This is a genomic window from Serratia sp. 22278, from assembly GCF_052045405.1.
In the GTDB taxonomy this organism is placed as follows: Bacteria; Pseudomonadota; Gammaproteobacteria; order Enterobacterales; family Enterobacteriaceae; genus Serratia; species Serratia marcescens.
Genome location: NZ_JBQEOW010000001.1, coordinates 80497 through 106513, shown reverse-complemented (window position 1 = coordinate 106513; position 26017 = coordinate 80497). Strand labels below are relative to the sequence as shown.

Annotated in this window: 23 protein-coding genes and 1 pseudogene; 8 read left to right on the top strand and 16 right to left on the bottom strand. The window is 61.6% G+C overall.

All coding sequences use genetic code 11. The features are described from left to right. Positions 1 to 69 precede the first annotated feature (69 nt). The 3 genes from cdd to sanA all read left to right on the top strand — a co-directional run bounded on the left by cdd (position 70) and on the right by sanA (position 3786). Complete coding sequence (gene cdd, locus ACTJJ6_RS00520) at positions 70 to 954, top strand: cytidine deaminase (RefSeq protein WP_440801694.1); 885 nt, start codon at positions 70 to 72, stop codon at positions 952 to 954. Between the two features lie 221 nt (positions 955 to 1175). Next, entirely contained in the window at positions 1176 to 2873 is a 1698-nt protein-coding gene (locus tag ACTJJ6_RS00515; protein WP_004938945.1) for an NAD-dependent malic enzyme, read from the top strand. Between the two features lie 169 nt (positions 2874 to 3042). Next, a complete protein-coding gene (gene sanA, locus ACTJJ6_RS00510; protein WP_440801691.1) occupies positions 3043 to 3786 on the top strand; it encodes an outer membrane permeability protein SanA in 744 nt (247 codons plus the stop codon). Positions 3787 to 3912: 126 nt separating this feature from the next. On the opposite strand, the gene ACTJJ6_RS00505 is transcribed toward sanA, so the two are convergent. From ACTJJ6_RS00505 to ACTJJ6_RS00470, 8 genes are all read right to left on the bottom strand, one after another. After that, positions 3913 to 4305: a tautomerase family protein gene (locus tag ACTJJ6_RS00505; RefSeq protein ID WP_049299825.1), complete on the bottom strand. Its 393-nt coding sequence runs from the start codon at positions 4303 to 4305 to the stop codon at positions 3913 to 3915. A gap of 231 nt (positions 4306 to 4536) precedes the next feature. Next, positions 4537 to 5547, bottom strand: a complete 1011-nt coding sequence (mglC, locus tag ACTJJ6_RS00500) for a galactose/methyl galactoside ABC transporter permease MglC (RefSeq protein WP_004938953.1) — start codon at positions 5545 to 5547, stop codon at positions 4537 to 4539. Positions 5548 to 5558: 11 nt separating this feature from the next. After that, positions 5559 to 7067, bottom strand: coding sequence for a galactose/methyl galactoside ABC transporter ATP-binding protein MglA (gene mglA / locus ACTJJ6_RS00495; RefSeq protein ID WP_004938959.1), 1509 nt, complete (start codon positions 7065 to 7067; stop codon positions 5559 to 5561). A 99-nt stretch (positions 7068 to 7166) separates the two neighbouring features. Continuing rightward, positions 7167 to 8159, bottom strand: a complete 993-nt coding sequence (gene mglB / locus ACTJJ6_RS00490; protein ID WP_004938962.1) for a galactose/glucose ABC transporter substrate-binding protein MglB — start codon at positions 8157 to 8159, stop codon at positions 7167 to 7169. 264 nt (positions 8160 to 8423) lie between these two features. After that, positions 8424 to 9461, bottom strand: a complete 1038-nt coding sequence (gene galS / locus ACTJJ6_RS00485) for an HTH-type transcriptional regulator GalS (protein WP_049299827.1) — start codon at positions 9459 to 9461, stop codon at positions 8424 to 8426. Between the two features lie 127 nt (positions 9462 to 9588). Continuing rightward, a complete protein-coding gene (gene yeiB, locus ACTJJ6_RS00480) occupies positions 9589 to 10761 on the bottom strand; it encodes a DUF418 domain-containing protein YeiB (protein ID WP_440801682.1) in 1173 nt (390 codons plus the stop codon). Positions 10762 to 10840: 79 nt separating this feature from the next. After that, positions 10841 to 11506, bottom strand: coding sequence for a GTP cyclohydrolase I FolE (gene folE, locus ACTJJ6_RS00475; RefSeq protein ID WP_004938969.1), 666 nt, complete (start codon positions 11504 to 11506; stop codon positions 10841 to 10843). 244 nt (positions 11507 to 11750) lie between these two features. After that, positions 11751 to 12908, bottom strand: a complete 1158-nt coding sequence (locus tag ACTJJ6_RS00470; RefSeq protein WP_033640883.1) for a YbfB/YjiJ family MFS transporter — start codon at positions 12906 to 12908, stop codon at positions 11751 to 11753. Positions 12909 to 13013: 105 nt separating this feature from the next. On the opposite strand from ACTJJ6_RS00470, the gene ptrR reads away from it, so the two are divergent. Genes ptrR through fghA form a run of 3 tightly spaced genes read left to right on the top strand, consistent with a single transcriptional unit; the run spans position 13014 to position 15946 of the window. Beyond that, positions 13014 to 13934, top strand: a complete 921-nt coding sequence (gene ptrR, locus ACTJJ6_RS00465; RefSeq protein WP_116403718.1) for a putrescine utilization regulator PtrR — start codon at positions 13014 to 13016, stop codon at positions 13932 to 13934. Positions 13935 to 13964: 30 nt separating this feature from the next. Next, positions 13965 to 15089, top strand: a complete 1125-nt coding sequence (locus ACTJJ6_RS00460; protein WP_440802061.1) for an S-(hydroxymethyl)glutathione dehydrogenase/class III alcohol dehydrogenase — start codon at positions 13965 to 13967, stop codon at positions 15087 to 15089. A 14-nt stretch (positions 15090 to 15103) separates the two neighbouring features. After that, on the top strand, positions 15104 to 15946 hold the full coding sequence (gene fghA / locus ACTJJ6_RS00455; RefSeq protein ID WP_015377214.1) for an S-formylglutathione hydrolase: 843 nt from the start codon (positions 15104 to 15106) through the stop codon (positions 15944 to 15946). Between the two features lie 36 nt (positions 15947 to 15982). Here the strand turns inward: fghA and ACTJJ6_RS00450 are convergent. From ACTJJ6_RS00450 to ACTJJ6_RS00415, 8 genes and pseudogenes are all read right to left on the bottom strand, one after another. Next, positions 15983 to 16298: pseudogene (locus tag ACTJJ6_RS00450) on the bottom strand (CcdB family protein). Positions 16299 to 16300: 2 nt separating this feature from the next. Next, positions 16301 to 16543 carry a type II toxin-antitoxin system CcdA family antitoxin gene (locus ACTJJ6_RS00445; protein WP_080116084.1) on the bottom strand — a complete coding sequence of 81 codons (243 nt, stop codon included), beginning with the start codon at positions 16541 to 16543 and terminating at the stop codon, positions 16301 to 16303. An 81-nt stretch (positions 16544 to 16624) separates the two neighbouring features. Further along, positions 16625 to 17533, bottom strand: coding sequence for a glutathione ABC transporter permease GsiD (gsiD, locus tag ACTJJ6_RS00440; protein WP_004938994.1), 909 nt, complete (start codon positions 17531 to 17533; stop codon positions 16625 to 16627). A 9-nt stretch (positions 17534 to 17542) separates the two neighbouring features. Continuing rightward, positions 17543 to 18463, bottom strand: coding sequence for a glutathione ABC transporter permease GsiC (gene gsiC / locus ACTJJ6_RS00435; RefSeq protein WP_016928458.1), 921 nt, complete (start codon positions 18461 to 18463; stop codon positions 17543 to 17545). Positions 18464 to 18515: 52 nt separating this feature from the next. Then, the gene (gsiB, locus tag ACTJJ6_RS00430) at positions 18516 to 20051 is read right to left on the bottom strand and encodes a glutathione ABC transporter substrate-binding protein GsiB (RefSeq protein ID WP_016928459.1); all 1536 of its coding nucleotides are present in this window, start codon (positions 20049 to 20051) and stop codon (positions 18516 to 18518) included. Between the two features lie 23 nt (positions 20052 to 20074). Next, positions 20075 to 21949, bottom strand: a complete 1875-nt coding sequence (locus tag ACTJJ6_RS00425; RefSeq protein ID WP_049299830.1) for a dipeptide ABC transporter ATP-binding protein — start codon at positions 21947 to 21949, stop codon at positions 20075 to 20077. A gap of 19 nt (positions 21950 to 21968) precedes the next feature. Continuing rightward, entirely contained in the window at positions 21969 to 22925 is a 957-nt protein-coding gene (locus ACTJJ6_RS00420) for an isoaspartyl peptidase/L-asparaginase family protein (RefSeq protein ID WP_015377209.1), read from the bottom strand. Positions 22926 to 23282: 357 nt separating this feature from the next. Continuing rightward, positions 23283 to 23819: a DUF924 family protein gene (locus tag ACTJJ6_RS00415; RefSeq protein WP_016928462.1), complete on the bottom strand. Its 537-nt coding sequence runs from the start codon at positions 23817 to 23819 to the stop codon at positions 23283 to 23285. Between the two features lie 157 nt (positions 23820 to 23976). Here ACTJJ6_RS00415 and moeA point away from each other — a divergent pair, with 157 nt between their 5' ends. Together moeA and moeB are read left to right on the top strand one after the other, a co-directional pair. Then, entirely contained in the window at positions 23977 to 25215 is a 1239-nt protein-coding gene (moeA, locus tag ACTJJ6_RS00410; protein WP_337055440.1) for a molybdopterin molybdotransferase MoeA, read from the top strand. A gap of 2 nt (positions 25216 to 25217) precedes the next feature. Continuing rightward, entirely contained in the window at positions 25218 to 25973 is a 756-nt protein-coding gene (gene moeB / locus ACTJJ6_RS00405; RefSeq protein ID WP_440801676.1) for a molybdopterin-synthase adenylyltransferase MoeB, read from the top strand. Positions 25974 to 26017: the final 44 nt, after the last annotated feature.

The window sequence follows — 26017 nt, the reverse complement described above, 5'->3', positions numbered from 1 at the left end:
CATTAATCACACTTTAATGTCTCTGGCCTGCCTAGAATGTTATCCCGTTAACCCGTAGAGAGACTTTCTATGCATCCGCGTTTTCACACCGCTTTCAGCGCACTGCCCGCGACACTGCAATCCGCCCTGCAGCCCTATCTGGACGCGTCCGACTTTCCGGCGATGTTCACGGCCGAGCAAGCGGCGGCGATCCGCTCAGGCTGCGGGTTGGACGATGACGCACTGGCATTCGCGCTGCTGCCGCTGGCGGCGGCCTGCTCGTTAACCCCGATATCGCATTTCCACGTCGGCGCCATCGCGCGCGGGCAAAGCGGCAACCTCTATTTCGGCGCCAATATGGAATTCAGCGGCGCCCCGCTGCAGCAAACCGTGCATGCGGAACAGTGCGCGGTTACCCATGCCTGGTTGCGCGGTGAGCCAGCGCTGGCCTCGATCACCGTCAACTACACGCCGTGCGGCCATTGCCGCCAGTTTATGAATGAACTGAACAGCGGCGGCGAACTGCAGATCCGTCTGCCGGGCCGCGCACCGGCCACGCTGGCGGACTATCTGCCGGACGCCTTCGGCCCGAAAGATCTGGATATCGCTTCGCTGCTGATGGACAAGGTCGATCACGGCCACCGACTGGCGCTGGACGATGCGCTGACGCAGGCGGCGCTGTCGGCGGCCAATCAGAGCCATGCTCCGTACAGCAACGCCCACAGCGGCGTAGCGCTGGAAACGGAGGACGGCAGCCTCTACGCCGGCCGCTATGCGGAAAACGCCGCTTTTAACCCGAGCCTGCCGCCGCTGCAGGCCGCGCTGATCCTGCTGAACCTCTCCGGCGGCGACTGCCTGAACATCCGCCGCGCCGTACTGGTCGAGCCGCAGGAGGCGATCCTCAGCCAATGGGACGCCACCCGCGCCACCCTGGCGGCGCTGGGTTGCCAAAACGTCAGCCGCGCCGCCTTCTAAGCGCACAACGGCGGGGCCATCCGGTTCCGCCGCTAACAGCCCCGCCCGCCAAATACAATGCCCCGACGCCGCCAGAGAGACTTTCTTTAGTTAAAAAATCATTTGATTGTCGATAATTACGCCAACCTGGTTCATCATCGGGCAACAAATGCTGTACATCTTCTCTTTATCTTTTAGGATCGTCGGCAATACAGTTATCTGATACGTGAAGAGTAAAACTGATGGAACTAGAATACGAAAGCAAACGCCCGCTCTACATCCCTTACGCCGGCCCGATTCTGCTGGAATTTCCGCTGCTGAACAAAGGCAGCGCTTTCACCGAGGAAGAACGTAGCCACTTCAACCTGCACGGCCTGCTGCCGGAAGCGGTGGAGACCATCGAAGAACAGGTGGAACGCGCCTACCGTCAGTATCAGGATTTCAAGAACGATAACGATAAGCACATCTACCTGCGCAACATCCAGGACACCAACGAAACCCTGTTCTACCGTCTGCTGGACTCGCACCTGAGTGAGATGATGCCGATCATCTACACCCCGACCGTCGGCGAGGCCTGCGAACACTTCTCCGATATCTATCGCCGTGCGCGCGGGTTGTTCATCTCCTACCCGAACCGCGATCGCATCGATGACATGCTGCAAAACGCCACCAAGCAGAACGTTAAGGTGATCGTGGTCACCGACGGCGAGCGTATTCTCGGCCTAGGCGATCAGGGCATCGGCGGCATGGGCATCCCAATCGGCAAGCTGTCGCTTTACACCGCCTGCGGCGGCATCAGCCCGGCCTACACGCTGCCGGTGGTGCTGGACGTCGGCACCAACAACCCGCAGCGCCTCAACGATCCACTGTACATGGGCTGGCGCCATCCTCGCATCTCCGGCGAGGAGTACCACGCCTTCGTCGAAGAGTTTATTCAGGCGGTCAAACGCCGCTGGCCGAACGTCCTGCTGCAGTTCGAAGACTTCGCGCAGAACAACGCCACCCCATTGTTGAACCGCTACCGCGACGAGATTTGCTGCTTCAACGACGACATTCAGGGCACCGCCGCGGTCACCCTCGGCAGCCTGATCGCCGCCAGCCGCGCCGCCGGCAGCCAGCTGCGCGATCAGACCGTCACCTTCCTCGGCGCCGGTTCCGCCGGCTGCGGCATCGCCGAGCAGATCATCGCGCAGATGAAGTCCGAAGGGTTGAGCGAAGACGAAGCGCGCGCCCGCGTGTTCATGGTTGACCGTTTCGGCCTGCTGACCGACAAACTGCCGAACCTGCTCGACTTCCAGAGCAAGCTGGTGCAGAAGAGCGACAATCTGGCCGGTTGGGAAACCGCCAGCGACGCCATCTCGCTGCTGGACGTGGTGCGCAACGCCAAGCCGACCATTCTGATCGGCGTGTCCGGCCAGCCGGGGCTGTTTACCGAAGAGCTGATCCGCGAGATGCACAAGCACTGCGAACGCCCTATCGTGATGCCGCTGTCCAACCCGACCTCGCGCGTGGAAGCCCGTCCGGAAGACATCATCAACTGGACCGACGGCGCCGCCCTGGTGGCGACCGGCAGCCCGTTCGCGCCGGTAAGCTATAAAGAGCAGCTGTACCCGATCGCCCAGTGCAATAACTCCTACATCTTCCCGGGAATTGGTCTGGGCGTGCTGGCCTCCGGCGCCACTCGCGTCACCGACGCCATGCTGATGGCCGCCAGCCGCGCGCTGGCGGACTGTTCGCCGCTGGCCACCGACGGCCACGGCGCGCTGCTGCCGAATATCGACGATATTCAGGGCGTGTCGAAGTGCATCGCCATGGAAGTGGGTAAAGCCGCCCAGCTGCAGGGCGTGGCGATCGTCACCTCCGAAGATGCGCTGTCGAAAGCCATCGAGCACAACTTCTGGCGGCCGCAGTACCGCAGCTACAAGCGCACCTCGTTCTGAATGGTGAGCTGAAATGACCCAGCCCGGCTCCGCCGGGCTTTTTTGTGCGGCAAAACCGCCGAAAAATGCGGCGGCGCGCGTGCTTCAGGCGGTTCGCGTCTTGCGTCGGTCGGTCAGGTAAAGTAGCCTTGATCCATCTTTTTCAGCCCGGCGCGCGTAAGGCAACAACATGTGGAAACGCCTGATCATCAGCCTGTTCATCATCATTGCGGTGTTGATGGGTTCGGCTATTGCGCTCGATCGCTGGATCAGTTGGAAAACCGCGTCTTACGTCTACGACGAACTGCAGGAATTGCCGCACCGCCAGGTCGGCGTGGTGCTCGGCACCGCCAAGTATTACCGCACCGGCGTGATCAACCAGTACTACCGTTACCGCATTCAGGGGGCGATCAACGCCTATAACAGCGGCAAGGTGAAATACCTGCTGCTAAGCGGCGACAACGCCCAGCAAAGCTATAACGAACCGATGACCATGCGGCGCGATCTGATCGCCGCCGGCGTGGCGCCGAGCGATATCGTGCTGGACTACGCCGGTTTCCGCACCCTGGACTCCATCGTGCGCACCCGCAAGGTGTTCGACACCAACGATTTCATCATCATCACCCAGCGCTTCCACTGCGAGCGCGCGCTATTCATCGCCCTGCACATGGGCATTCAGGCGCAGTGTTACGCGGTGCCGTCGCCGAAAGACATGATGACGGTGCGCGCCCGCGAGATCTTCGCTCGCCTGGGCGCGCTGACCGATCTGTACATCCTCAAGCGCGAACCGCGCTTCCTCGGCCCGCTTATCCCAATCTCCGCTATGCACACCGTGCCGGAAGACGCCCAGGGCTATCCCGCCGTGTCACCGGAACAGTTGGTTGAGCTGGAGCACAAGCTGAAAGAAGAGAAGCAGAGAGCCAAACAGCCTTAATCATCCGGCAGAGGGTTTGACACGCGCCTCGGCAATACGCTAAAAGGGCGTATTATCCGAGAGAAAACACCGTGTTAACGAATACCGGATGATTTGCGTAAAGCGCTCTCTACGTACGCTGACAGCTTATTGCGGCATTGAAAGCGGGGATGCCCTTCTGCCACCGCCGAATGAACTATTCAAACGGTCCAATTCAATGAAGAGGACCATCAGATCATTGCTGTCCAGTCCAATCAGGGCGAGTTCCTGTACCAGTGATTGCAAGAGCAAATGTTTGCGGGCGTCAGGGGAACCAGAGGAAAGCATGGCTTCAATCAACACGAAGTTGGCGCTGCGGGGGGAATCCAAGTCAGGATAAGTGGGATCCACATATAAATCGTCTTCCTCAAGACGGATAAAGCGCTGAAATTGATCGTTCGCAGGATAGCCGGTTTTTACTACCGCCGCGTGAATAGCTGATGAAATTCTTTTCTTATCAAGCGTATTACGGCTTTTCAGCGTAATGGTAAATACAGGCATAGTTTGCTCCCCGGAAACGGTAGGTGAAACAAGTTTACTGACTTCATACCGCGTTGGTAGCCCGAAAACTGTGTCACGCTGTAACCAATCCAGCCTAAGATCAGGCGATATCCCGAGATACCTCGCCAGCCATTGCCAAATAATGCCTTATTATTTTGCCTGGCACCGTACAGCGCCCCAACGTAACAAGGCCGGCAATAGGCCGGCCTTGTTGTCTGTACTGCGGTAAACCTACTTCTTCTTGGCGTATTTCAACGAGTCCAGCGCCACGGCGAAGATGATGATGCTGCCCTTGATGATGTACTGCCAGTACGGGTTGATGCCGATATAGGTCAGACCGTAGTTGATGACGGTAAAGATGATCACCCCGGTCACCACGCCCCACACCGTACCCACCCCGCCGGCGAAGGAGACGCCCCCCACCACGCAGGCGGCGATGGCGTCCAGCTCATACATAAAGCCGAGGTTATTGGTGGCGCTGCCGATGCGTCCCGCTTCAAGCAAGCCGCCGAAGGCGTAGAACACGCCGGACAGCGCATAGATCATGATCAGGTTCAACGGCACGTTGACCCCGGACACCTTGGCCGCTTCCGGGTTGCCGCCGATGGCGAAGATGTTCTTGCCGAAGCGGGTCTTGGTCCACAGGATCCAGACGAATATGATGGCGATCAGCGCGTAAAAGGTGATGTAGGACAGCTTAAAGTCGCCGAAGCGCAAGAAGCCCTGGGCAAAGGTGGAAAACTTCGGATCAAAGCCCGCGACCGGCGACGCGCCGACCGAATCGTAATACAGCGAGTTGATGCCGTAGACGATGATCATGGTGCCCAAGGTGGTGATGAACGGCGTCACGTTGAGATAGGCGATAATCAGGCCGTTAACCAGGCCGATCACCGCGCCGACCGCGCACACCAGCAGGATGACCAGGGGAATCGACCAGGTTTCCATGTGCGGGAACACCTTGTTGACGTTATCCATCGATTGCAGCAGCGTGGCCGCCACCACCGCCGCCAACCCCACCTGCCGCCCGGCGGACAGGTCGGTGCCCTGAGTCACGATCAGCCCTGCCACGCCCAGCGCGATGATGATGCGCACCGAAGACTGCGTCAGGATGTTGCTCAGGTTCATCAGGCTGAGGAAGGTAGGATCCTGAATGATGATGATGGCCAACAGCACCAGCAACACCACGTAAATGCCGCCTTCCTTGAAATAGGTAAATAAGGTTTTTTTATTTAGCGCGTTCATAATTCCGATCCTTAAAGGTGCAGGGAGGCGAGACGTAAGATTTCATTTTGCGAGGTCTGTTTGGTGTTAACGATGCCCGCAACCTGACCATTGCTCATCACCAAAATACGGTCGGTGATCCCCAAAAGCTCCGGCATTTCGGACGAGACGATAATGATCCCCTTGCCCTTCTTCGCCAGTTCGGTCATCAGCTGATAAATCTCGAACTTGGCGCCCACGTCGATGCCGCGCGTCGGTTCATCCAGCATCAGGATCTCCGGCTGCGTCAGCAGCCAGCGGCCGATGATCACCTTCTGCTGATTGCCGCCGGACAGCGAGCCGATATGGGTGTGATGCCCCGGCGTTTTCACCCGCATGGCATCGATCACCCATTGGGTGTCGCTCTTCATCCGCGCGTTATCCAGCAGGCCGAGCTTGTTTTTATAATTGCGGATATTGGAGATCAGCGAGTTGAAACCCACGTCGAGGTAGGCGTAAATCCCGGTGGATCGCCGCTCTTCGGTCACCAGCGCAAAGCCGTGGTTGATCGCTTCATTGGCGCTGTGGTTGTCGATCGCCTTGCCGTGCAGCTTGATGGTGCCCGCCACCTTTTCGCGAATGCCGAACAGGGTCTCGACGATATCGGTGCGTTTGGCGCCCACCAGCCCGGCGATGCCGAGGATCTCCCCTTGATGCAGATCGAAGGACACATCGCGGATCGAAGGCTGGCGCAGCGACGTCAGGTTTTTCACCTCGAGGATCACCTCACCCGGCGTGTTTTGCCTGTCGGGGAAGCGCTGGCTCAGCGAGCGGCCGACCATCATGGCTATGATCTTGTCCATATCCAGCCCTTCCAGCGGCTGGGTGGCGATCCACTGGCCGTCGCGCAGCACCGTTATCTCGTCGCACAGCTGGAAGATCTCCTCCATCTTGTGCGAGATATAGACGATGCCGCAGCCGCGTTCTTTCAGCTTGCGGATGATGGTGAACAGGTGATTGACCTCTTTCTCCGTCAGCGAAGAGGTCGGTTCATCCATGATGACGATCTTGGCGTCGTAGGAAAACGCCTTGGCAATCTCGATCATCTGCATCTGCGACACCGACAGGTTGCCCACCTTTTCGCGCGGGTTGATGTCGATATCCAGCTCGTCGAAGATCGCCTGGGTGTCTTTGAACATCTTGTCCTGATCGACGAACAGGCCTTTGGTCGGGTAGCGTCCCAACCACATGTTGTCCATCACGGTGCGTTGCAGCACCAGGTTCAGTTCCTGATGCACCATCGAAACGCCGTGTTCCAGCGCTTCCTTCGAGCTCTTGAAATCGATTTCCCGGCCCTGAAATACAATGCTGCCGCTGTCTTTTTTGTAAATGCCGAACAGGCATTTCAACAACGTCGATTTCCCCGCGCCGTTCTCCCCCATCAGGGCGTGAATCGAGTGCGGACGGACGCGTAAATTGACATTGTCCAAGGCTTTGACGCCGGGAAATGACTTACAGATATCCGTCATTTCCAGCAAAAATTCGCGTGAGCTATCGGCCATAAATACACCTGGCTTAACGATCTTGCAGTCGTAAACATCCCCGCCGGCGGTATCCCTGGTGTTGGCGCCGCAGGCGGGGTCTTAGCGGGATCTCAATTCTTATTTAACAAACTGAGACAGGTTGTCTTTATCTACGCCGACGTAAGGAATACGCACGACTTTATTTTCGATTTTATATTGGGTGCCTTCGGTGGCCGGCTTGCCCGCCGCCAGGTTTTTCGCCAGCTCGAAGGTGGCCTTCGCCTGGTTGTCGGCGTCGTTCAGCACCGTGCCCGCCATCGCGCCGGATTTCACCAGCGCCAGCGCTTCAGGCAGCGCATCGACGCCGAACACCGGAATACTGGTCTTGTTGTGCGCTTTCAGCGCTTCCACCGCGCCCATCGCCATGGCGTCGTTGTTGGCGATCACCACTTCGATCTTGTTGGCGTTAGGGCCGGAGAGCCAGGCATCCATCTTGTCTTTCGCCTGCGCGGTATCCCACATCGCGGTATCCATCTGCAGCTGCTGGGTCTTGATGCCTTTTTCGTTCAGCGTTTTCACCACGTAGGTGGTGCGCGCTTCAGCATCCGGGTGGCCCGGCTCGCCTTTCAGCAATACGAACTGGATCTGGCCGTCTTTGTTCAGATCCCAGGCCGGGTTGGCTTGCCAGTGTTTGGCGATCAGTTCGCCCTGGATCACGCCGGACTCTTTGGAGTCGGTGCCGACGTAATATGCCTTGTCATAGCTGTCCAATGCCTTGCGGGAAGGTTCTTTGTTGTAGAACACCACCGGGATATCGTTTGCGCGCGCCTTATCGATAACCACCGGCGCCGCGGCCGGGTCGACCAGGTTGATCGCCAGCGCTTTCACGCCTTTGGCCAGCAGCACATCGATCTGATCGTTCTGCTTGGACTGGTCGTTCTGCGAGTCATTCATCAACAGGGTAACGTCCGGTGAAGCCTTGGCGTCTTTCTCGATCGCCTTGCGCACCACCGACATGAAGTTGTCGTCGTATTTGTAAATCGTGACGCCAATACGGGTGTCAGCATGGGCTGCGGCGCCAAACATCATGGCTGCGGCCATGGCGGCCAGGGTGAAAACCTTCTTATTCATTGTCAGTCTCCGGTTCTGTGTAGGGTATTACTCGTCTTTGAGCCAATGGTCACCGGCAGTGCGCACACCCCAGGCCTGGCGATTTCCACTCAACACCTGTCGTCCGTGGATCTTGTTATTTCCGAGAAATGCTGTGTCAGCGCGAGATAAAGGTTGCAGCGGCAAGGGCCTTTGCGCCGGAAAACGCCTAGAGCATAGACGGCGCGATGTTAATATTCTGTGAATTTTCTCACAGATTGAAAACGGTTACACAAGATTAAATCGTCAGAGAGTGACCGTCGCCTCACTTTGCCAGGGGGCGACAGAATGGCGCCGCACCAGCGTCGGCATGAACAGATGACCGGCCTGCGGCTCCGCCAGGCCTGCTGCGCCCTGCAATGCCAGCTCGGTGGCCAGCGTGGCCATCGAGACGATCGGGTAGCGCACCGTGGTGAGTTTGGGGCTGGTGTAACGCGCGATGGGGATGTCGTCGAAGCCGATCAGCGAGAAATGCTGCGGCACCGTGATACCGTTTTCTTTCAACACCGCCATAGCGCCGGCGGCCATGGCGTCGTTGTAGGCGAACACCGCGCTCAGCTGTAAGTTGCGCCCCAGCAGCTCCACCATCGCCGCCTCGCCGCCTTGCAGATCCGGCGAACCATAGGCACGCCAGTTGTCGGGCGTGGCCAGCCCGGCGGCGGCCATCGCCTGCGCATAGCCCTGCTGGCGCAGCGGCCCGTCTTCGATCGGATGATTGGAGCCCAGATAGCCGATGCGCCGATGGCCCTGCGACAGCAAAAGACGCATCGCCATTTCTGCGCCGCAGACGTTATCCAGCCCGACGCAGCGCGGCTCATAGCCGGGGATAGTCCGGTTGATCAGCACCATGCCCGGCACCTGCTCCAGAAAACCGATCAGCTCGGCGTCGCTCAGGGCTTTGGCGTGAACAATCAAGGCGTTACAGCGTTGGCGGATCAGCACTTCGATCGCGTGGCGCTCTTTGTCCGCCTGATGATAGCTGTTGCCGATCAGCAGATACTTGTGGTGTTTCTGCGCCACCGTGTCTACCGCTTTCACCAGCGCGCCGAAGAACGGATCGGAGACGTCCATCACCACCACGCCCAGGGTATCGCTGCTTTGGGTCGCCAACGCCTGCGCGTTGGCGTTGGGGCGATAGCCCAGATCCGCCACCGCCTGCAGCACCTGCTCGCGCGTCTCTTTGCTGGTCAGCGCGCTGTGGTTCAGCACGCGGGAGACGGTCGCCACGGAGACCCCGGCGCGTTTCGCCACGTCGCGAATGGTGATCGGATGAACTGGAGGCATGCGGGATCCTGAAATCGGGGTTGTGGCCGGTGGCGCTATCCTACCCCGATTGGCCCGCTGCTCTGCGTGAATTACGTCACAGGAAAGAAAACGTTTACATACATTTTTTTAACCTGCCGACGGGCGCTCACTTCAGCGTCCTGGGTTCCGCTGCGCCGGCGGCCAGCTGCGTCAGCTTGCGCCACAGCCATTCCATCGGCCCCTGCTCGAAGTAACGCAGCCACAGTGCGGAAAACGCCAGGTTGGTCAGCCAGACCAGCGGCACGAACGCCAACAGCTGCAGCCGGTCAAACTGCTCATAGAGGCCGAAACGATAAAACAGCGTGGTGCAGATCAGCGTTTGCAGCAGGTAGTTGCTCAACGCCATACGCCCCACCAGGGTCAGCCAGCGGGCGATGCGCAGGCGCGACAGTGCGGGCCAAAAACCGTAACACAGCGCCAGATAGCCCATCGCCTGCAGCGGTGCGCCCAGCTCGCGCGGGACCTGCAGCAGGAATCCGCTCCAGCGATAGTCCCACTGCACCTGCCATTGCAGCACCACCGCCGGCAGCTGGATCAGCACCGAAAGCGGCAGCAGCCACGCCGCCTGCCGCAGGTAATAGCCGGATGAGTAGCTGCCGCGCAGCCAGCCGCTGCGCATCAGCCCGGCGCCGAACAGCATCAGCCCCGCCAGCTCCCAGCCATACTGCGCGCCGATGGCCAGCAGGCTGGAGGAGAGCAAATCGGCGCGGCTACGCCAGGCTTCGAAACCGCCCTGCAGCTTCCAGAACTTCTCGTACTGCAACTCCGCCACGCCCGGCTGCCAGAAGCTGCCCGGCTCACCGTGCGAGACGAAGCCGAGCAGCAGCAGCACCGCCACGCCAATCAAGTACAGCACCACGCCGGTTTTCAGCAGTTGGACGGTTTCTTTGGCTTCGCGGATCATGCGCCAGCACACCAGGCCGATCAGCCCGTAGGCCAGCAGAATGTCGCCGTCCCACAGGAAGATCGCGTGTGCGAGGCCGAACAGCACCAGCCACGACAAGCGCGCGCGGATCCAGCTTTTGCCGCGCCGCAGCAGCATTTGTAGCCCGGCGCCGAACAGCAGCGCGAACATCGCCAGGAACTTGGCTTGGGCGAAGAGATCGAGCAACGCCCAGGTCCAGGCGTCGCGCGATGACGGCATCCCCAAATAGGCCGGGTTGAGGTAGGCGGCCTTCGGCAAGCCGAAAGCGCTGATGTTCAGCAATAAAATGCCGAGGATGGCGATGCCGCGCACGCAGTCCAGCGTGGCGATGCGCGGCAGAGGATGACTGTTCATTTTTTATCGCTGTCTTCCGCTCATGAAAAAGGCGCCCGCAGGCGCCTGTTGTCGTCTTGCGGGTCGCCCCGCAACGCCATCACCCCTGGTGATGACGCACCGCACGCAGGAACTCCTGGCGGGTATTCTGGCTGGACTTGAACAGCCCCCCCAGCGAGGTGGTGGTGGTGGCGCTGGTCGCGTCACGAATGCCGCGCGCCTTGACACAATAATGGACCGCATCGATCGATACCGCCACGTTATTGGTGCCGAGCAGAGTCTGCAGCGCGACCAGGATCTGCTGGGTCAGGCGCTCTTGCACCTGCGGACGCTGGGAGAAGAACTGCACGATGCGGTTGATCTTCGACAGGCCGATCACCGAGTCTTTCGGGATATAGGCCACGGTAGCCTTGCCGTCGATGGTCACGAAGTGGTGTTCACAGGTGCTGGTCAGCGTGATATCACGCACCGTCACCATCTCATCCACCTTCATCTTGTTCTCGATGACGGTGATTTTCGGGAAGTTGGCGTAGTCCAGCCCGGAGAAGATCTCGTCGACATACATTTTGGCGATGCGATGCGGCGTTTCCGCCAGGCTGTCATCGGACAGATCGAGATTCAGCAGCTGCATGATTTCGGTCATGTGCTCTTTGATGCGACGCTTGCGCGTTTCGCGATCCAGCACTTCCCCGCGCAGCGGCGTCTCCAGACCACGCTCTTCCAGTGCCGCATGCACCAGCGCGGCTTCTTTACTTAATGATGTCATGTATTTGTTCTCCTGCGGACGGAACCCGCCGGCGGCCTGGTAGGGCGTGCGGCCGGCGAATTGCTTGCTCTCGTGACGGCAGAGTTTTCGTGGTGGATAACGTGAACCCGGTCAAGATTTTGCCCCCACTGTAGATGAGAGCGCGGCGATTATCCAGCGATAGTGCTTCATCCGCAGGTGAAATATTCGCATTTAGCACAATCGGGCCGGCTGCGGGTTTCCATGCTTTTTGTATGGATTTTAATCACCGAGTCGCCGTTTTTTGCGCCAACCGCCGCGCCGGGGTATTCACCACCAGCCCCCCGGCCGCCAACAGCGCCGCCACCGCCACATACAGCGCCGGCTCCAGTCGATGGGTCATGGCGGTCGACAGCGCCGACAACATCGGCCCGACCAGTTGGCCGATCGCATAACCGGTGGTCAACAGTCCGGCCATGTAACGCGCATGACGCGGCGCCAGCTCACGCCCGTGCTGAAGAGCAAGTTGCACCACACAGAGGAAACCGCCGCCGGTCAGCAGCGCCCCGAGCGCCAGGCCGGCCACGCCCGGCACCACTTCGGCGCTCAGCACGCCCACCGCCTGTATCCACAGCGTGATCGCCAACCGGGTCTGGGTGGTCAGCCGATGGCGGGTCAGAATGCCGATGACAATCCCCAGCACCGCCGCACCGCCGAACACCGGCCAGACGAATTGCGCGAACAGGCTGGCGGGAAAGCGCGCCGCCGCCATCTGCGACAAAAAGGTCGCCGGCAGGATGTAGCCGAAGCCGGCCAGACTGTAGCTCCACACCAGGCGTTTGAGCGCCGGCGTCAGCAGCAGCGGCTCCGGGGCCACGTCCGGGCGATGCAGCTCGCCGCTGCGCGGCAGAAAGGCGCTAATCCCCCCGACCAGCACCAGCGCCAGCCCGCCATACACCAGCCAGGCCTGCGCCGCCGTCAGCCCCAGCGCGTTGATGCCCACCGCCAGCATGCCGCTGAGGAAGATGCCGGCACCCGGCCCGGCGAATACCGCCGCGCTCAGCGCCGGCCGGCCGTAGTGCGCCAACCGCTCGTTGGTCCAGGCCGCCACCAGCACCATCGCCCAGCCGCTGGCCCAGCCGATGACGAAGCGCAGCGCGCCGTGCGTCCATTCATCCTGCGCCAGCGCCGACAGCAGCGTCAGCGCCATCGCGCCCCATACGCCCAGCCACAGGCGCCGCTCGACGTGGCGCGTGGCGCGCATCGCGTCGTAGGCGCCGCACAAGTAGCCCAAATAGTTGATCGCCGCCACCAGCCCGGCGCCGGTCAGGCTGAACTGATGTTCCGCGATCATCAGCGGCACCTGCGGGGTGAAAGCGAAGCGGCCAATGCCCATCGCAACGATCAGCGCGGCAAACCCGCTCAAGGCAATACGTAAAGCCATATCGGCATCCAAAAGGTTAAAAGAAAGTTGCCAGTATCATGCCGCAGTATTAAACTCACAAAAACTGAATAATACTAATCAAGTTCATCACGAAACGAGAATATTATGGATCTGACCCAGCTTCGCATGTTCTGCTGCGTAGCGGAAACCGGCTCGGTCGCCCGCGCCGCCGAGCAGCTGCACCGCGTGCCGTCGAATCTGACCACCCGGCTGCGCCAGCTCGAGCAGGAGCTGGGCGCCGATCTGTTTATCCGCGAAAAACAGCGCCTGCGCCTGTCGCCGATGGGCCATAACTTTCTGTGCTACGCCAATCGCATCCTGGCGCTGAGCGACGAGGCGATGAGCATCACCCACGCCGGCGAACCGGCGGGCAACTTCGCCCTCGGTTCGATGGAAAGCACCGCCGCCACCCGCCTGCCCTCGCTGTTGGCGGCTTACCACCAGCGCTTCTCGCAGGTTTCACTGTCGCTGACCACCGGCACCTCCGGCGAAATCGCCGATCGGGTGCGCGCCGGCACGTTGGCGGCCGCCCTGGTCGACGGGCCGGTGCCTTATGACGAGTTGAACGGCTGTATCGCCTATCCTGAACATATGGTGGTGATCTCCTGTCTCGATCACGCGCCGATCTACAGCGCCAAAGACGCCAACGGCGAAACGCTGTTCGCCTTTCGCGCCAGCTGCTCCTACCGCCTGCGGCTGGAAGCCTGGTTCAAGCGCGAAGGCGCGCGGCCGGGGCAGATCATGGAGATCCAGTCCTATCACGCCATGCTGGCCTGCGTCGCCAGCGGCGCCGGGCTGGCGATGATCCCGCATTCGGTGCTCAGCCTGCTGCCGGGCCATGAGCGGGTTCGGGTTCACACCCTGCCGCCGGACGTGGCCGACACCGCCACCTGGCTGCTGTGGCGCCGCGACGCGTTCGGGCCAAACGTGCGCGCGCTGAAAGAATTGATTATTGAACAGACGGAAACCGCCGCTGTTGATGAAAGCACCCCCAACGATTTATCAGACGTTGTCGATATCGCCTGATTTAAAAAGAAAACCACTGAGGAGACTATGATGGAGATGATCAAAACCCGCGCCGCCGTTGCCTGGGGCCCGAACCAGCCGCTGAAGATCGAAGAAGTCGAGCTGATGCCACCGCAAAAAGGCGAAGTGCTGGTGCGGATCGTCGCCACCGGCGTTTGTCACACCGACGCCTACACCCTGTCCGGCAAAGATCCGGAAGGCGTGTTCCCGGCGATCCTCGGCCACGAGGGCGGCGGCGTGGTGGAAGCGGTCGGTGAAGGCGTCACCAGCGTGGCGGTCGGCGATCACGTGATCCCGCTCTACACCCCGGAGTGCGGCGAGTGCAAATTCTGTAAATCCGGCAAGACCAACCTGTGCCAGGCGATCCGCGCCACTCAGGGCAAAGGCCTGATGCCGGACGGCACCACCCGCTTCTTCAAGGACGGCAAGCCGATCTTCCACTACATGGGCACCTCCACCTTCTCCGAATACACCGTGGTGCCGGAGATTTCACTGGCGAAAATCAACAAGGAAGCGCCGCTGGAAGAGGTGTGCCTGCTGGGCTGTGGCGTCACCACCGGCATGGGTGCGGTGATGAACACCGCCAAAGTGCAGCCGGGCGACACCGTGGCGATCTTCGGTCTGGGCGGCATCGGCCTGTCGGCGATCATCGGCGCGCAGATGGCCGGCGCGGGCCGCATCATCGGCATCGACATCAACACCAGCAAGTTCGATCTGGCGCGCAAGCTGGGCGCTACCGATCTGATCAACCCGAAAGACTATGACAAACCGATTCAGGAAGTGATCGTCGAGCTGACCGACGGCGGCGTCGACTTCTCCTTCGAGTGCATCGGCAACGTCAACGTGATGCGTTCCGCGCTGGAGTGCTGCCACAAGGGCTGGGGTGAATCGGTGATCATCGGCGTCGCGGGCGCCGGCGAAGAGATCTCGACCCGGCCGTTCCAGCTGGTCACCGGCCGCGTCTGGCGCGGTTCGGCATTCGGCGGCGTCAAGGGCCGTTCGCAGCTGCCGGGCATCGTCGAGCGTTATCTGAACGGCGAGTTTGCGCTGAACGACTTTATCACCCACACCATGGGGCTGGAGCAGATCAACGAAGCGTTCGATTTGATGCACGAAGGCAAATCGATCCGCACCGTTATCCACTTCGACCAATAAGCCAGGAGGCAGAGATGACGTTGTCATTGGAACTTCTCGAAGAGCACCGCATGTTCGGCGGCTGGCAACAGCGTTATCGCCACGCGGCGCAGAGCCTGAATTGCAACATGACATTCAGCATCTACCTGCCGCCGCCGCGCGATGATAACCCGCCGCCGGTGCTGTACTGGCTGTCGGGGCTGACCTGCAACGACGAGAACTTCACGTTGAAAGCCGGCGCGCAGCGCATCGCCGCCGAGCTGGGCCTGGTGCTGGTGATGCCGGACACCAGCCCGCGCGGCGACGAGGTGCCGAACGATGAAGGCTACGATCTGGGCCAGGGCGCCGGGTTCTACCTGAACGCCACCCAGGCGCCGTGGGATCGTCACTTCCGCATGTACGACTACATCAGCGCCGAACTGCCGGCGCTGATCGAACAGCACTTCAGCGTCAGCGATCGTCAGTCGATCTTCGGCCACTCGATGGGCGGCCACGGCGCGCTGATGATGGCGTTTCGCAATCCGCAGCGCTTCCGTTCGGTATCGGCCTTCGCGCCGATCGTCAACCCGTGCCAGGTGCCGTGGGGCCGCAAGGCCTTCACCGCCTATCTGGGCAGCGACGAGAGCCAGTGGCTGCAGTACGACAGCTGCCATCTGCTGGCCAGCGGCGCGGAGAAAATGCCGGTGCTTATCGACCAGGGCGACGACGACCAGTTCCTTGCCGATCAGCTGCAGCCGGCGCGGCTGGCCGAACTGGCGCGCCAGCGCGACTGGCCGCTGACGCTGCGCATTCAGCCGGGGTACGATCACAGCTACTTCACCATCGCCACCTTCGTGGAAGATCACCTGCGCTTCCACGCCGAGCACCTGTTCCGCTGATAAAAAAATCCGGGCGGTTAAACCGCCCGGATTTCTTCAAAAGCCATCAATCAAAAAATCGATGGCAGCTTTAATTTGATTCCTGTGCTCATTGGCATTACCAACGGCCTTCCCGAGCTGTGAAATACGTACGGCAGCCATCTCATGCGTCATAACGAGAAACTTTTCGCCGTTTACCTCAATCTCCGGGCATAAACGTGCAGAAATTTTAACCCTGACGTTATCCAAAGCATAAAGCATAAAGAGGGATCATTAACCGGGTCGAGAGGACATCAATAAGATCGCTTTGAACGTCCAGTAAGTAGGGATAGGCTGATGCCGGATACGTATTGTCATATACGGTAAACTGCATATTCAAAATGTCCGATATTCATCAGACAACAAACCATTTTCTTCAGTGATACGATTAAGTTCTTCTAACGCCGCGCGATTTTGCTCGCGCCACTGTTGAATCTCAATGTCCCTGACACGAACGCTCAATGCGTCTGTCAATACGGATGACTCATTGACGCCCAGGGATTTTGCGCGCTGGAAAAGATCGCGATCGATGGTTACGTTGACTGTCTTTTTCGTCACATTGTTATTTGCCATATCCATTCCTCATCCCTGTAATATACACGGCTCAAATTTTCATCAATTGTACTCGTGAAACAGGGGTATGCCAATTCAGCGATACCCTCACCCCTTCAGCTTCGGATCGAGCGCGTCGCGCAATCCGTCGCCCAACAGGTTGAACGCCAGCACGGTGATGAATATCGCCAGGCTGGGGAAAATCGCCACGTGCGGCGCGATCACCATATCGGCGCGCGCCTCGTTGAGCATCGCCCCCCACTCCGGCGTCGGCGGCTGGGCGCCCAGGCCCAGAAACGACAGGCTGGCGGCGGTGATGATCGAGGTGCCGATGCGCAGGGTGAAATAGACTACGATCGACGACAACGTACCCGGCAGAATGTGCCGCAGGATGATGGTCCAGTCCGAGGCGCCGATGCTGCGCGCCGACTCGATATAGGTCAGGTGCTTCAGCACCAGCGTGTTGCCGCGCACCAGGCGAGCAAAGGCCGGAATGCTGAAGATCGCCACCGCGACGATCACGTTGGCCATGCCGCTGCCCATGATCGCCACCACGCCGATCGCCAGCAAAATGCCGGGAAACGCGAACAGCACGTCGCAGACGCGCATGGTAAGGCGATCCCACCAGCCCTCATAGTAGCCGGCCAGCAGCCCCAGCAAGGTGCCGATCGCCCCGCCCGCCAGCACTGAGAACACCCCGGCCGCCAGCGAAATGCGCGTGCCCATGAGGATGCGGCTGAAGATATCGCGCCCGAGGGAATCGACACCCAGCCAGTGCATCAGCGAAGGCCCTTCGTTCAGCCGGTCGTAATCGAAATAGTTTTCCGCATCGAACGGTGCCAGATAAGGCGCCAGCAGCGCCGCCGCGATCAGCAGCAGCACCAACAGACCGGCGACCAGCGCCGCCCGCTGGCGGCGAAAACGCCGCCAAAACTCGCCCCACGGCGTGCGTACCGCGTCAGGGTCGATAAGCGGCATCGCCTTCAGTGCAGCGTTACGCCGCCAATGCTTAATCATGCCGCATCCTCATTGGTAACGAATCGCCGGGTTGATCGCCGCGTACAGCATATCCACCAGCAGGTTGATCAGGATGAACTCCAGCGAGAACAGCAGCACCTCGGCCTGGATCACCGGGTAATCGCGCATCTCCACCGAATCCACCAGCAAGCGCCCCAACCCCGGCCAGTTGAATACCTTCTCCACCACGATCGAACCGCCGAGCAGGAAGCCGAACTGCAGCCCCATCATGGTCACCACCGGGATCATCGCGTTGCGCAGGCCGTGCTTCATCACCACCACGCTTTCCCGCACGCCCTTGGCGCGCGCGGTGCGCATGTAGTCCTCCTGCAACACCTCGACGAACGAAGCGCGGGTGAAGCGCGCCATCACCGCCGCCACCGCCGCCCCCAGGGTGATCGAAGGCAGAATGTAGTGCCGCCAGCTGTCGGCGCCCACCGTCGGCAGCCACCCCAGCTCGACCGAGAACACCTGCATCAGCAGCATGCCGAGCGCAAAGGCCGGGAACGAGATCCCCGACACCGCCAGCGTCATGCCGAGGCGATCCGGCCAGCGGTTGCGCCACACCGCCGACACCACGCCAATCGCCAGACCGAACGCCACCGCCCACAGCATGCTGGCGACGGTCAGCCAGAAGGTCGGCATAAAGCGCGAGGCGATCTCTTCGCTCACCGGGCGCTTGGACACCATCGAGATGCCGAAGTCGCCCCGCAGCGCGTTGCCGAAGAAGTGCGCGAACTGCTGCGGCAGCGGCTTATCCAGCCCCAAATCCTTGCGCACCAGCTGCACCACCGCCTCGTCGGCCTCCGGCCCCGCCGCCAGCCGCGCCGGATCGCCCGGCAGCAGGTGGACGAACAGGAACACCAGCACCGCCACAATCAGCAGCGTCGGGATCAGACCCAGCAATCGTTTCAGAAAATAATTGAGCATCTCATTCCTTCCCCCGCCCGCCGCCGTCTGGCCGCAGGCGGGGATGGGCGCCTTATTTCAGATCGGCGTTATCAAAGTTGAACGAGGTATCCGGCATCACGTAGAAGCCGCTCAGCTGTTTGCTGTTGGCCGACAACAGACGTTCGGTCGCCAGGAAGATCCAGGGCGCGTCGGCCCAGATGCGATCCTGCGCGTCCTGATACAGTTTCTGCTTCTCGGCGCGATCGGTGGTCGCCAGCGCGTCGGTCAGATCCTTGTCCACCTGCGGATTGCTGTAGAACGCGGTGTTGAACTGCTTCGGCGGCGCCGCCTGGGTAGAGAACAGCGGCGACAGCGCCCAGTCCGCTTCCCCGGTCGAGGCCGACCAGCCGGTGTAGAACAGCCGCACGCCGGTGTCTTTCACCCCGACGCTCTCCACCTGCGCCGCGCGCTGCCCGGCGTCCATCGCCGTCACCGTCACTTTCACCCCCACCTGCGCCAGCTGCTGCTGGGTGAACTGCAGCACCTTCTGCGCGGTGCTGTGGTTGTGGGAAGACCACAGCGTGGTGGTGAAGCCGTTCGGGTAGCCGGCCTCTTTCAGCAGCTCGCGCGCCTTGGCCGGATCGTACGGCCACGGCTTATAGCGGGCGGCGAAATCGATCGCCGGCGGCACCGGTCCTTCCGCCGGCACCGCGTAGCCGGCGAACGCCACCTTGATCAGCGCGTCCTTATTGATGGCGTAGTTCAGCGCCTGGCGCACCTTCGGGTTATCGAACGGCTTTTGGGTGACATTCATGCTGATGTAACGCTGCAGGATCGACGGCGCGGCCACCACGTCCAGCTTGGCGTTGCCTTCCAGCACCTTGGCCTGCTCGTAAGGGATCGGGAAGGCGAAGGTCGCCTCGCCGGTCTGCAGCATCGCCGCGCGGGTGTTGTTATCCACCACCGGGCGCCAAGTGATGCTGTCGAGCTTCGGCAGCCCCGGCTGCCAGTAGCCGTCGAACTTCTTCACCTTGACGAAATCGGTCTGGTTCCAGGTCACGAACTGATACGGCCCGGTGCCCACCGGGTGGAAACCGATTTCCTTGCCGTATTGCTTCAGCGCCGCCGGGGAGATGATCGCCGCCGCCGGGTGCGCCAGGTTGTTGACGAACGCCGAGAACGGCGCCTTCAGCACGATCTTCACCGTATTGGCGTCCACCGCTTCGGTTTTGTCGATCATCTTGAACAGGTTGTAGCGCTTGAGGTGGCTGTCCGGGTTGCTGGCGCGATCGAGGTTGATCTTCACCGCTTCGGCGTTGAACGCGGTGCCGTCGTGGAATTTGATGCCCTGGCGCAGTTTGACGGTGTAGGTCAGGCCGTCTTTGCTGACCTCATAGCTGTCCGCCAGCACGTTTACCAGCTTCATGTCCTTGTCGAAGCCGAACAGCCCCTGATAGAAAGACTTGGCCACCGCCTGCGACAGCGTGTCGTTGGCGTCGTAAGGATCGAGGGTGGTGAAGTTGGAGGCCACGGCGATCACCGCGTCCTTCGCCGCCCAGACCGGGCCGGTTCCCGCCGCCAGCAGTACGGCGGCCAACAGCGCATTGCGTTTGAATGTGTGCTTCATGTCGCTTGTCTCTCCTGAGGTCTTTAAAAAGCACCGGCGATCGGGTGGCGGGCGACAAAGTGCCCGGCGCCAACCTGCACCAGCGGTGCGGTAACGGGTTCATCGCCCAGTGCGCGCACCGGGCTGGGGATCTCATCGGCCGGCAGCGGCTGCCGTTTGTGAGCATGTGCGGGATCGGCCACCGGCACCGCCGCCATCAGCTTGCGGGTATAGGGGTGCTGCGGATTGTCGAACACTGCCTGCCGCGGGCCGATCTCGACGATCTGCCCGAGGTACATCACCGCCACCCGGTGGCTGATGCGCTCCACCACCGCCATGTCGTGTGAAATGAACAGAAAAGCGATGCCGAACTCACGCTGCAGATCGAGCAGCAGATTGACGATCTGCGCCTGAATCGACACGTCCAGCGCCGAGACCGCCTCGTCGGCGATCACCACTTTCGGGTTCAGCGCCAACGCGCGCGCGATGCAGATGCGCTGACGCTGACCGCCGGAAAACTCATGCGGATAGCGGCGCGCATGTTCCGGCAACAGGCCGACGCGTTCCAGCAGCCAGGCCACCCGCCGTTCCGCCTCGCGGCCGCGCATCACGTTATGCACCAACAGCGGCTCCATGATGGAAAAACCGACCGTCAGGCGCGGATCGAGCGAGGCGTAAGGATCTTGAAAGATGAACTGAATATCGCGCCGCAGGTGCTGCAGCGCCGATCCCTTCAACCGATCGATTCGCCGCCCGGCGAAGGTAATGGTGCCGCTTTGGCTGTCCACCAGCTTCAGCAAAGAGCGCCCGGTGGTGGACTTGCCGCAACCGGACTCGCCCACCAGCCCCAGCGTCTCGCCGGGGTAAAGATCGAAACTGACGTTTTCCACCGCGTGCACCCGGCGAGTGACCCGATTGAACAGCCCGCCGCGCAGATCAAAACGCGTGACCAAATGCTCCACCCGCAGGATCGGCGCAGCGTCTGGCGGCACGGTATCCTGCGGCGCGGCATCGCCCTCGCCATCCGGCAGCGGAAACTTCGCCGGCAGCGGCCGATCGGCCATCGCCCCCAGCTTCGGCACCGCCGCCAGCAGCGCCCGGGTATAGGCCTGTTGCGGCGCGGCGAACAGCTCGCGCACCCGATTTTGTTCCACCTGCTCACCGCGGCGCATCACCAGCACCCGGTCAGCGATCTCCGCCACCACGCCCATGTCGTGAGTGATGAAGATCACCCCCATCTGCATCTCCTGTTGCAGCACGCGGATCAGCTGCAGGATCTGCGCCTGAATGGTGACGTCGAGGGCGGTGGTGGGTTCATCGGCGATCAGCAACGCCGGCTTGCAGGAGAGCGCCATGGCGATCATCACCCGCTGGCGCATGCCGCCGGAAAGCTGATGCGGGTAGCGCCCCAGCACCTCTTTAGCCTCCGGAATACGCACCAGATCGAGCATGCGCAGCGCCTCCTGGCGCGCGCTGCGGTGGTCCATGCCCTGATGCAAACGCAGCGATTCGGCGATCTGCTCGCCGACCGGAAACACCGGGTTGAGCGAGGTCATCGGCTCCTGGAAGATCATCGCCATGTCGGCGCCGCGCACCGTGCGCAGCGTGCGCTGCGAGGCGCGCGCCAAATCGAGCAACCCGCCGTCGCGCCGGCGCAGCGTCATGGCGCCGCTGACGATACGCCCGCCGCCCTGCTCCACCAACCGCATCAGCCCCAGCGAAGTGACCGATTTGCCGGAGCCGGACTCGCCGACGATCGCCAGCGTCTCGCCGCGATCGAGATCGAACGACAGGTTGCGCACCGCGTCTACGGCGCCGTCCGCTTGAGGAAAGCTGATGCTCAGATCGCGCACCGCCAGCACCCGCTGCGGCGGCAATGACAGCCCGTCGCCGGCGGGCCGGAATGAAACGTCGGTCATACACCCTCCCGGTGAACGCTTAGCGATAAATCCCGACGGACGGCGCATCGCCGACATAGCCAAAACCGCGGTACATCCCCTCGCTGTTGAACGGCAGCGCGATATTGCCGTGGCGATCGACGGCGATCATGCCGCCGCTGCCGCCCAGCGCCGGCAGCTTCTCCATCACCACCCGATCGCTGGCCTCTTGCAGGCTGAGCCCGCCGTATTCGATCAGGGCGGAGACGTCATAGGCCGCCACGCCGCGCATGAAGATTTCGCCGGTGCCGGTGCTGGAGACCGCCACGGTGGCGTTGTTGGCATAGCAACCGGCGCCGATGATCGGCGTGTCGCCTACCCGCCCGGCCTGCTTGTTGGTCATGCCGCCGGTGGAAGTAGCGGCGGCGAGGTTGCCCAGCGCATCCAGCGCCACCGCGCCGACGGTGCCGAATTTGCGATCGGGATCGAGCGGATCCCCGGCCTGCGCCGCGCCGTCATGATCGAGCAAGACCCGCCCTTGCTCCGCCTGGGCGCGGTGCAGCTGATCAAAGCGTTCCTGGGTAAAGAAGAAGTCGGGAGTAACCATTTCCAGGCCGTGGGCGGCGGCAAACTTCTCGGCGCCTTCGGCGGCAAACAGCACGTGTTCGCTGTTTTCTAGCACCGCGCGCGCCGCCAGCACCGGGTTGCGGATATGGCTGACGCCGGCGACAGCGCCGGCGTCGCAGGTGCGGCCGTCCATCACGCAGGCGTCCAGTTCGTGGGTGCCCTGATGGGTAAACACCGAGCCTTTGCCGGCGTTGAACAGCGGGCATTCCTCCAGCAGCCGCACCGCTTCGGTCACCGCGTCCAGCGCGCTGCCGCCCTGCGCCAATACCGCCTGCCCGGCGGCCACGATCTCGGACAGCGCCTGGATATACTGCCGTTCTTTTTCCGCACTCAGCGCCGCCCGGGTAATTGCGCCCGCGCCGCCATGAATGGCAATCACTGGTTTGCTCATTTGCCTGACACCCTGTGTTAATCCCGCCGTTGCGCAGCGAATAAGCTGAACGCGGTATCATTATTATTCAGTCTTTTTCGACTCTATTTAGTCCTACAGTGGAAGTACAGCATAACGTCCACGCCCCGCTTTTAGCGTAGCGCGCTTAGACCATTTCGCACCTTGAAATAGCTTATTGGAATAAAAACAGCAGGTTATAAAAAGCGGTAAACCGCTGACAGTGCGGCTGGGATTATTGGTAACTTCGCGAGAGGAAATAGCGGTAGAGCGTAATGAAATAAACGTTCGCGCTGAGTCACGCTTATTGCGGCGCCCGGCCTGCTGTTTTTGCCCGGCCGGGCGCAGATGATCCGACGATTAAAAACCCGATCCTGGCTGCTGTAAAAAGGCCTCTTCTTCCGGCGTGCTGGTGCGCCCCAATATCGCATTGCGATGCGGGTAGCGGCCGAAACGATCGATGATTGCCTTATGCCGCAGCTCGAACTCCAGCTGGTCGCCGTTATTGAGCTCGGTATATAACACCAGCGCCTGCTGGTGGATCAGCGGCGATTCCGAATGCATGAACGGCAGATAAAGGAAGCCGCGCTGCTCGCGGCTCAGCCGTTCGCACTCCCCGCTGCGGATCGCCTCCTGCGCCAGGACCAGCGCCATGCCGTCGCAGGCGAACGACTGCGGCGTGCCGCGGAACAGGTTGCGGCTGAACTGATCGAGCACGATCACCTCCGCCAGGCGCCCTTCGATGGTGTCGCGCCAGTGCGCCAGCTCCCCCGCCGCCGCCGCCCGCCAGATTTCGCCGAAACGGCTGTGCAGCAGACGATCGAAATCATCGTCCTTTTTGAACCACATGATCGGTTCGATCTCGTCGAACCAGAACTCGATAACCTGTTTATGCATCATGATCCTCCTCTGTTTTTCGCAGTTTATACCCGATCGCCCTGACGCCGCAGTGCGAAAGATGGCGGGCATAACCCGTTCTCCCCCCCGGCGTTCTCTGCCATAATACCCGCACTTTGTCGCTATCATTGCGCACCCTGATTACGGAGTTCCCCTTATGGATCATTGCCATACTTCCGATCTCATCTCCCTGGAGCAAGCGCTGGAAAAAATGCTCGGGCAGATCGCCCCGCTGCAACAGACCGAATCCGTCGCGCTGACCGCCGCCGCCGGCCGCATCACCGCCGCGCCGGTGGTCTCGCCGCTCGACGTGCCGCCGTTCGCCAACTCGGCGATGGACGGCTATGCGGTGCGCCTCGCCGATCTGGCGGCCAATGCGCCGCTGCCGGTCGCCGGGAAAGCTTTCGCCGGCGCGCCGTTCGACGGTGAATGGCCGGCCAACAGCTGCGTGCGCATCATGACCGGCGCGCCGATCCCAGCCGGGGCGGACGCCGTGGTCATGCAGGAACAGGCCGAAGTGAGCGACCAGGGCGTGCGTTTTACCGCCCCGGTAGAAGCCGGCCAGAATATCCGTTTGGCGGGTGAAGACATTCGCCAAGGCGCCAGCGTGTTGCCGGCCGGCGTGAAGCTGGGCGCCGCGCAGCTGCCGTTGCTGGCCTCGCTCGGGGTCGCCGAAGTGCAGGTGATGCGTAAGCTGAAGGTGGCGGTGTTCTCCACCGGCGACGAGCTGCAGCCGGTCGGCCAGCCGCTGCAGGCGGGCCAGATCTATGACACTAACCGCTTCGCGGTGCGCCTGATGCTGGAGCAGATGGGCTGTGAAGTGCTCGATCTCGGCATTATCCGCGACGATCGCGATGCGCTGCGCGACGCCTTCACACAGGCGAACAGCCAGGCCGATGTGGTGATCAGCAGCGGCGGCGTCTCGGTCGGCGAAGCCGACTACACCAAACAGATGCTCGATGAACTGGGCCAGGTCAGCTTCTGGAAGCTGGCGATCAAACCCGGCAAACCGTTCGCCTTCGGCAAACTGGGCCACGCCTGGTTCTGCGGCCTGCCTGGCAACCCGGTTTCCGCCGCCCTGACCTTCTACCAACTGGTGCAACCGCTGCTGGCGAAACTGGCCGGCCACAGCGATTGGCGCCTGCCGCCGCGCCTGCGCGCCCGCGCGCTGACGCCGCTGAAGAAATCGCCGGGCCGCCTCGATTTCCAGCGCGGGGTGTTCAGCAGCAACGCCGCGGGCGAATTGGAGGTCAGCACTACCGGCCACCAGGGCTCGCACGTCTTCAGCTCCTACAGCCAGGGCAACTGTTTCATCGTGCTGGAGCGCGAACGCGGTTCGGTGGCGGCGGGTGAAACGGTGGAGATCGAGCCGTTCAACGCCCTGCTGAGGAGCTGAACATGTTGCCGGAATTGACCGACGCCGAAGCGCTGCGTTACAACCGCCAGATCGTGCTGCGCGGCTTTGACTTCGACGGCCAGGAGAAGCTGAAGGCCGCCCGCGTGCTGATCGCCGGGCTGGGCGGGCTGGGCTGCGCCGCCGCGCCTTATCTGGCGGCGGCCGGGGTCGGCCATCTGGTGCTGGTGGATTTCGACACCGTCTCGCTCTCCAACCTACAGCGCCAGATCCTGCACCGCGACGATCGCATCGGCCAGAGTAAAGTCAGCTCCGCCAGGCAGGAACTGAGCGCCATCAATCCGCATATCCGCATCGACGCCATCGACGGCCATCTGGAAGATGACGCGGTCGCGGCAGAGATCGCCGCCAGCGATCTGGTGCTGGACTGCACCGACAACGTGGCGGCGCGCGACGCGCTGAACCGCCTGTGCCACGCGCAGCGCAAACCGCTGGTTTCCGGCGCGGCGATCCGCATGGAAGGCCAGCTCAGCGTGTTCACCTATCAGCCGGGCGAACCCTGCTACCGCTGCCTGAGCCGGCTGTTCGGCGACAGCGCCCTCACCTGCGTCGAAGCGGGCGTGATGGCGCCGCTGGTCGGCACCATCGGCACCCTGCAGGCGATGGAAGCGATAAAGCTGCTGGCCGACTATGGTCAGCCGCTGCGCGGCAAGTTGTTAATGTTCGATGCGATGAGCATGCAGTTCCGCGAAATGAAACTGCCGAAGGATCCGCACTGCGAAGTGTGCGGCGGGGAATGACGGATAAAAAAAGGGCGGGATAATTCCCGCCCTGATGCGTTGCC

Bases quoted from the DNA above. Each gene is read 5' to 3' on its own strand.
- ACTJJ6_RS00425 (WP_049299830.1), bottom strand. From the start codon at position 21,949: ATGACCGACGTTTCATTCCGGCCCGCCGGCGACGGGCTGTCATTGCCG.
- mglA (WP_004938959.1), bottom strand. From the start codon at position 7,067: ATGGCCGATAGCTCACGCGAATTTTTGCTGGAAATGACGGATATCTGT.
- ACTJJ6_RS00515 (WP_004938945.1), top strand. From the start codon at position 1,176: ATGGAACTAGAATACGAAAGCAAACGCCCGCTCTACATCCCTTACGCC.
- ptrR (WP_116403718.1), top strand. From the start codon at position 13,014: ATGGATCTGACCCAGCTTCGCATGTTCTGCTGCGTAGCGGAAACCGGC.
- ACTJJ6_RS00470 (WP_033640883.1), bottom strand. From the start codon at position 12,908: ATGGCTTTACGTATTGCCTTGAGCGGGTTTGCCGCGCTGATCGTTGCG.
- ACTJJ6_RS00420 (WP_015377209.1), bottom strand. From the start codon at position 22,925: ATGAGCAAACCAGTGATTGCCATTCATGGCGGCGCGGGCGCAATTACC.
- ACTJJ6_RS00505 (WP_049299825.1), bottom strand. From the start codon at position 4,305: ATGCCTGTATTTACCATTACGCTGAAAAGCCGTAATACGCTTGATAAG.
- moeB (WP_440801676.1), top strand. From the start codon at position 25,218: ATGTTGCCGGAATTGACCGACGCCGAAGCGCTGCGTTACAACCGCCAG.
- folE (WP_004938969.1), bottom strand. From the start codon at position 11,506: ATGACATCATTAAGTAAAGAAGCCGCGCTGGTGCATGCGGCACTGGAA.
- ACTJJ6_RS00445 (WP_080116084.1), bottom strand. From the start codon at position 16,543: ATGGATATGGCAAATAACAATGTGACGAAAAAGACAGTCAACGTAACC.
- sanA (WP_440801691.1), top strand. From the start codon at position 3,043: ATGTGGAAACGCCTGATCATCAGCCTGTTCATCATCATTGCGGTGTTG.
- mglC (WP_004938953.1), bottom strand. From the start codon at position 5,547: ATGAACGCGCTAAATAAAAAAACCTTATTTACCTATTTCAAGGAAGGC.
- galS (WP_049299827.1), bottom strand. From the start codon at position 9,461: ATGCCTCCAGTTCATCCGATCACCATTCGCGACGTGGCGAAACGCGCC.
- gsiB (WP_016928459.1), bottom strand. From the start codon at position 20,051: ATGAAGCACACATTCAAACGCAATGCGCTGTTGGCCGCCGTACTGCTG.
- gsiD (WP_004938994.1), bottom strand. From the start codon at position 17,533: ATGATTAAGCATTGGCGGCGTAACGCTGCACTGAAGGCGATGCCGCTT.
- moeA (WP_337055440.1), top strand. From the start codon at position 23,977: ATGGATCATTGCCATACTTCCGATCTCATCTCCCTGGAGCAAGCGCTG.
- cdd (WP_440801694.1), top strand. From the start codon at position 70: ATGCATCCGCGTTTTCACACCGCTTTCAGCGCACTGCCCGCGACACTG.
- yeiB (WP_440801682.1), bottom strand. From the start codon at position 10,761: ATGAACAGTCATCCTCTGCCGCGCATCGCCACGCTGGACTGCGTGCGC.
- mglB (WP_004938962.1), bottom strand. From the start codon at position 8,159: ATGAATAAGAAGGTTTTCACCCTGGCCGCCATGGCCGCAGCCATGATG.
- fghA (WP_015377214.1), top strand. From the start codon at position 15,104: ATGACGTTGTCATTGGAACTTCTCGAAGAGCACCGCATGTTCGGCGGC.
- gsiC (WP_016928458.1), bottom strand. From the start codon at position 18,463: ATGCTCAATTATTTTCTGAAACGATTGCTGGGTCTGATCCCGACGCTG.
- ACTJJ6_RS00415 (WP_016928462.1), bottom strand. From the start codon at position 23,819: ATGCATAAACAGGTTATCGAGTTCTGGTTCGACGAGATCGAACCGATC.
- ACTJJ6_RS00460 (WP_440802061.1), top strand. From the start codon at position 13,965: ATGGAGATGATCAAAACCCGCGCCGCCGTTGCCTGGGGCCCGAACCAG.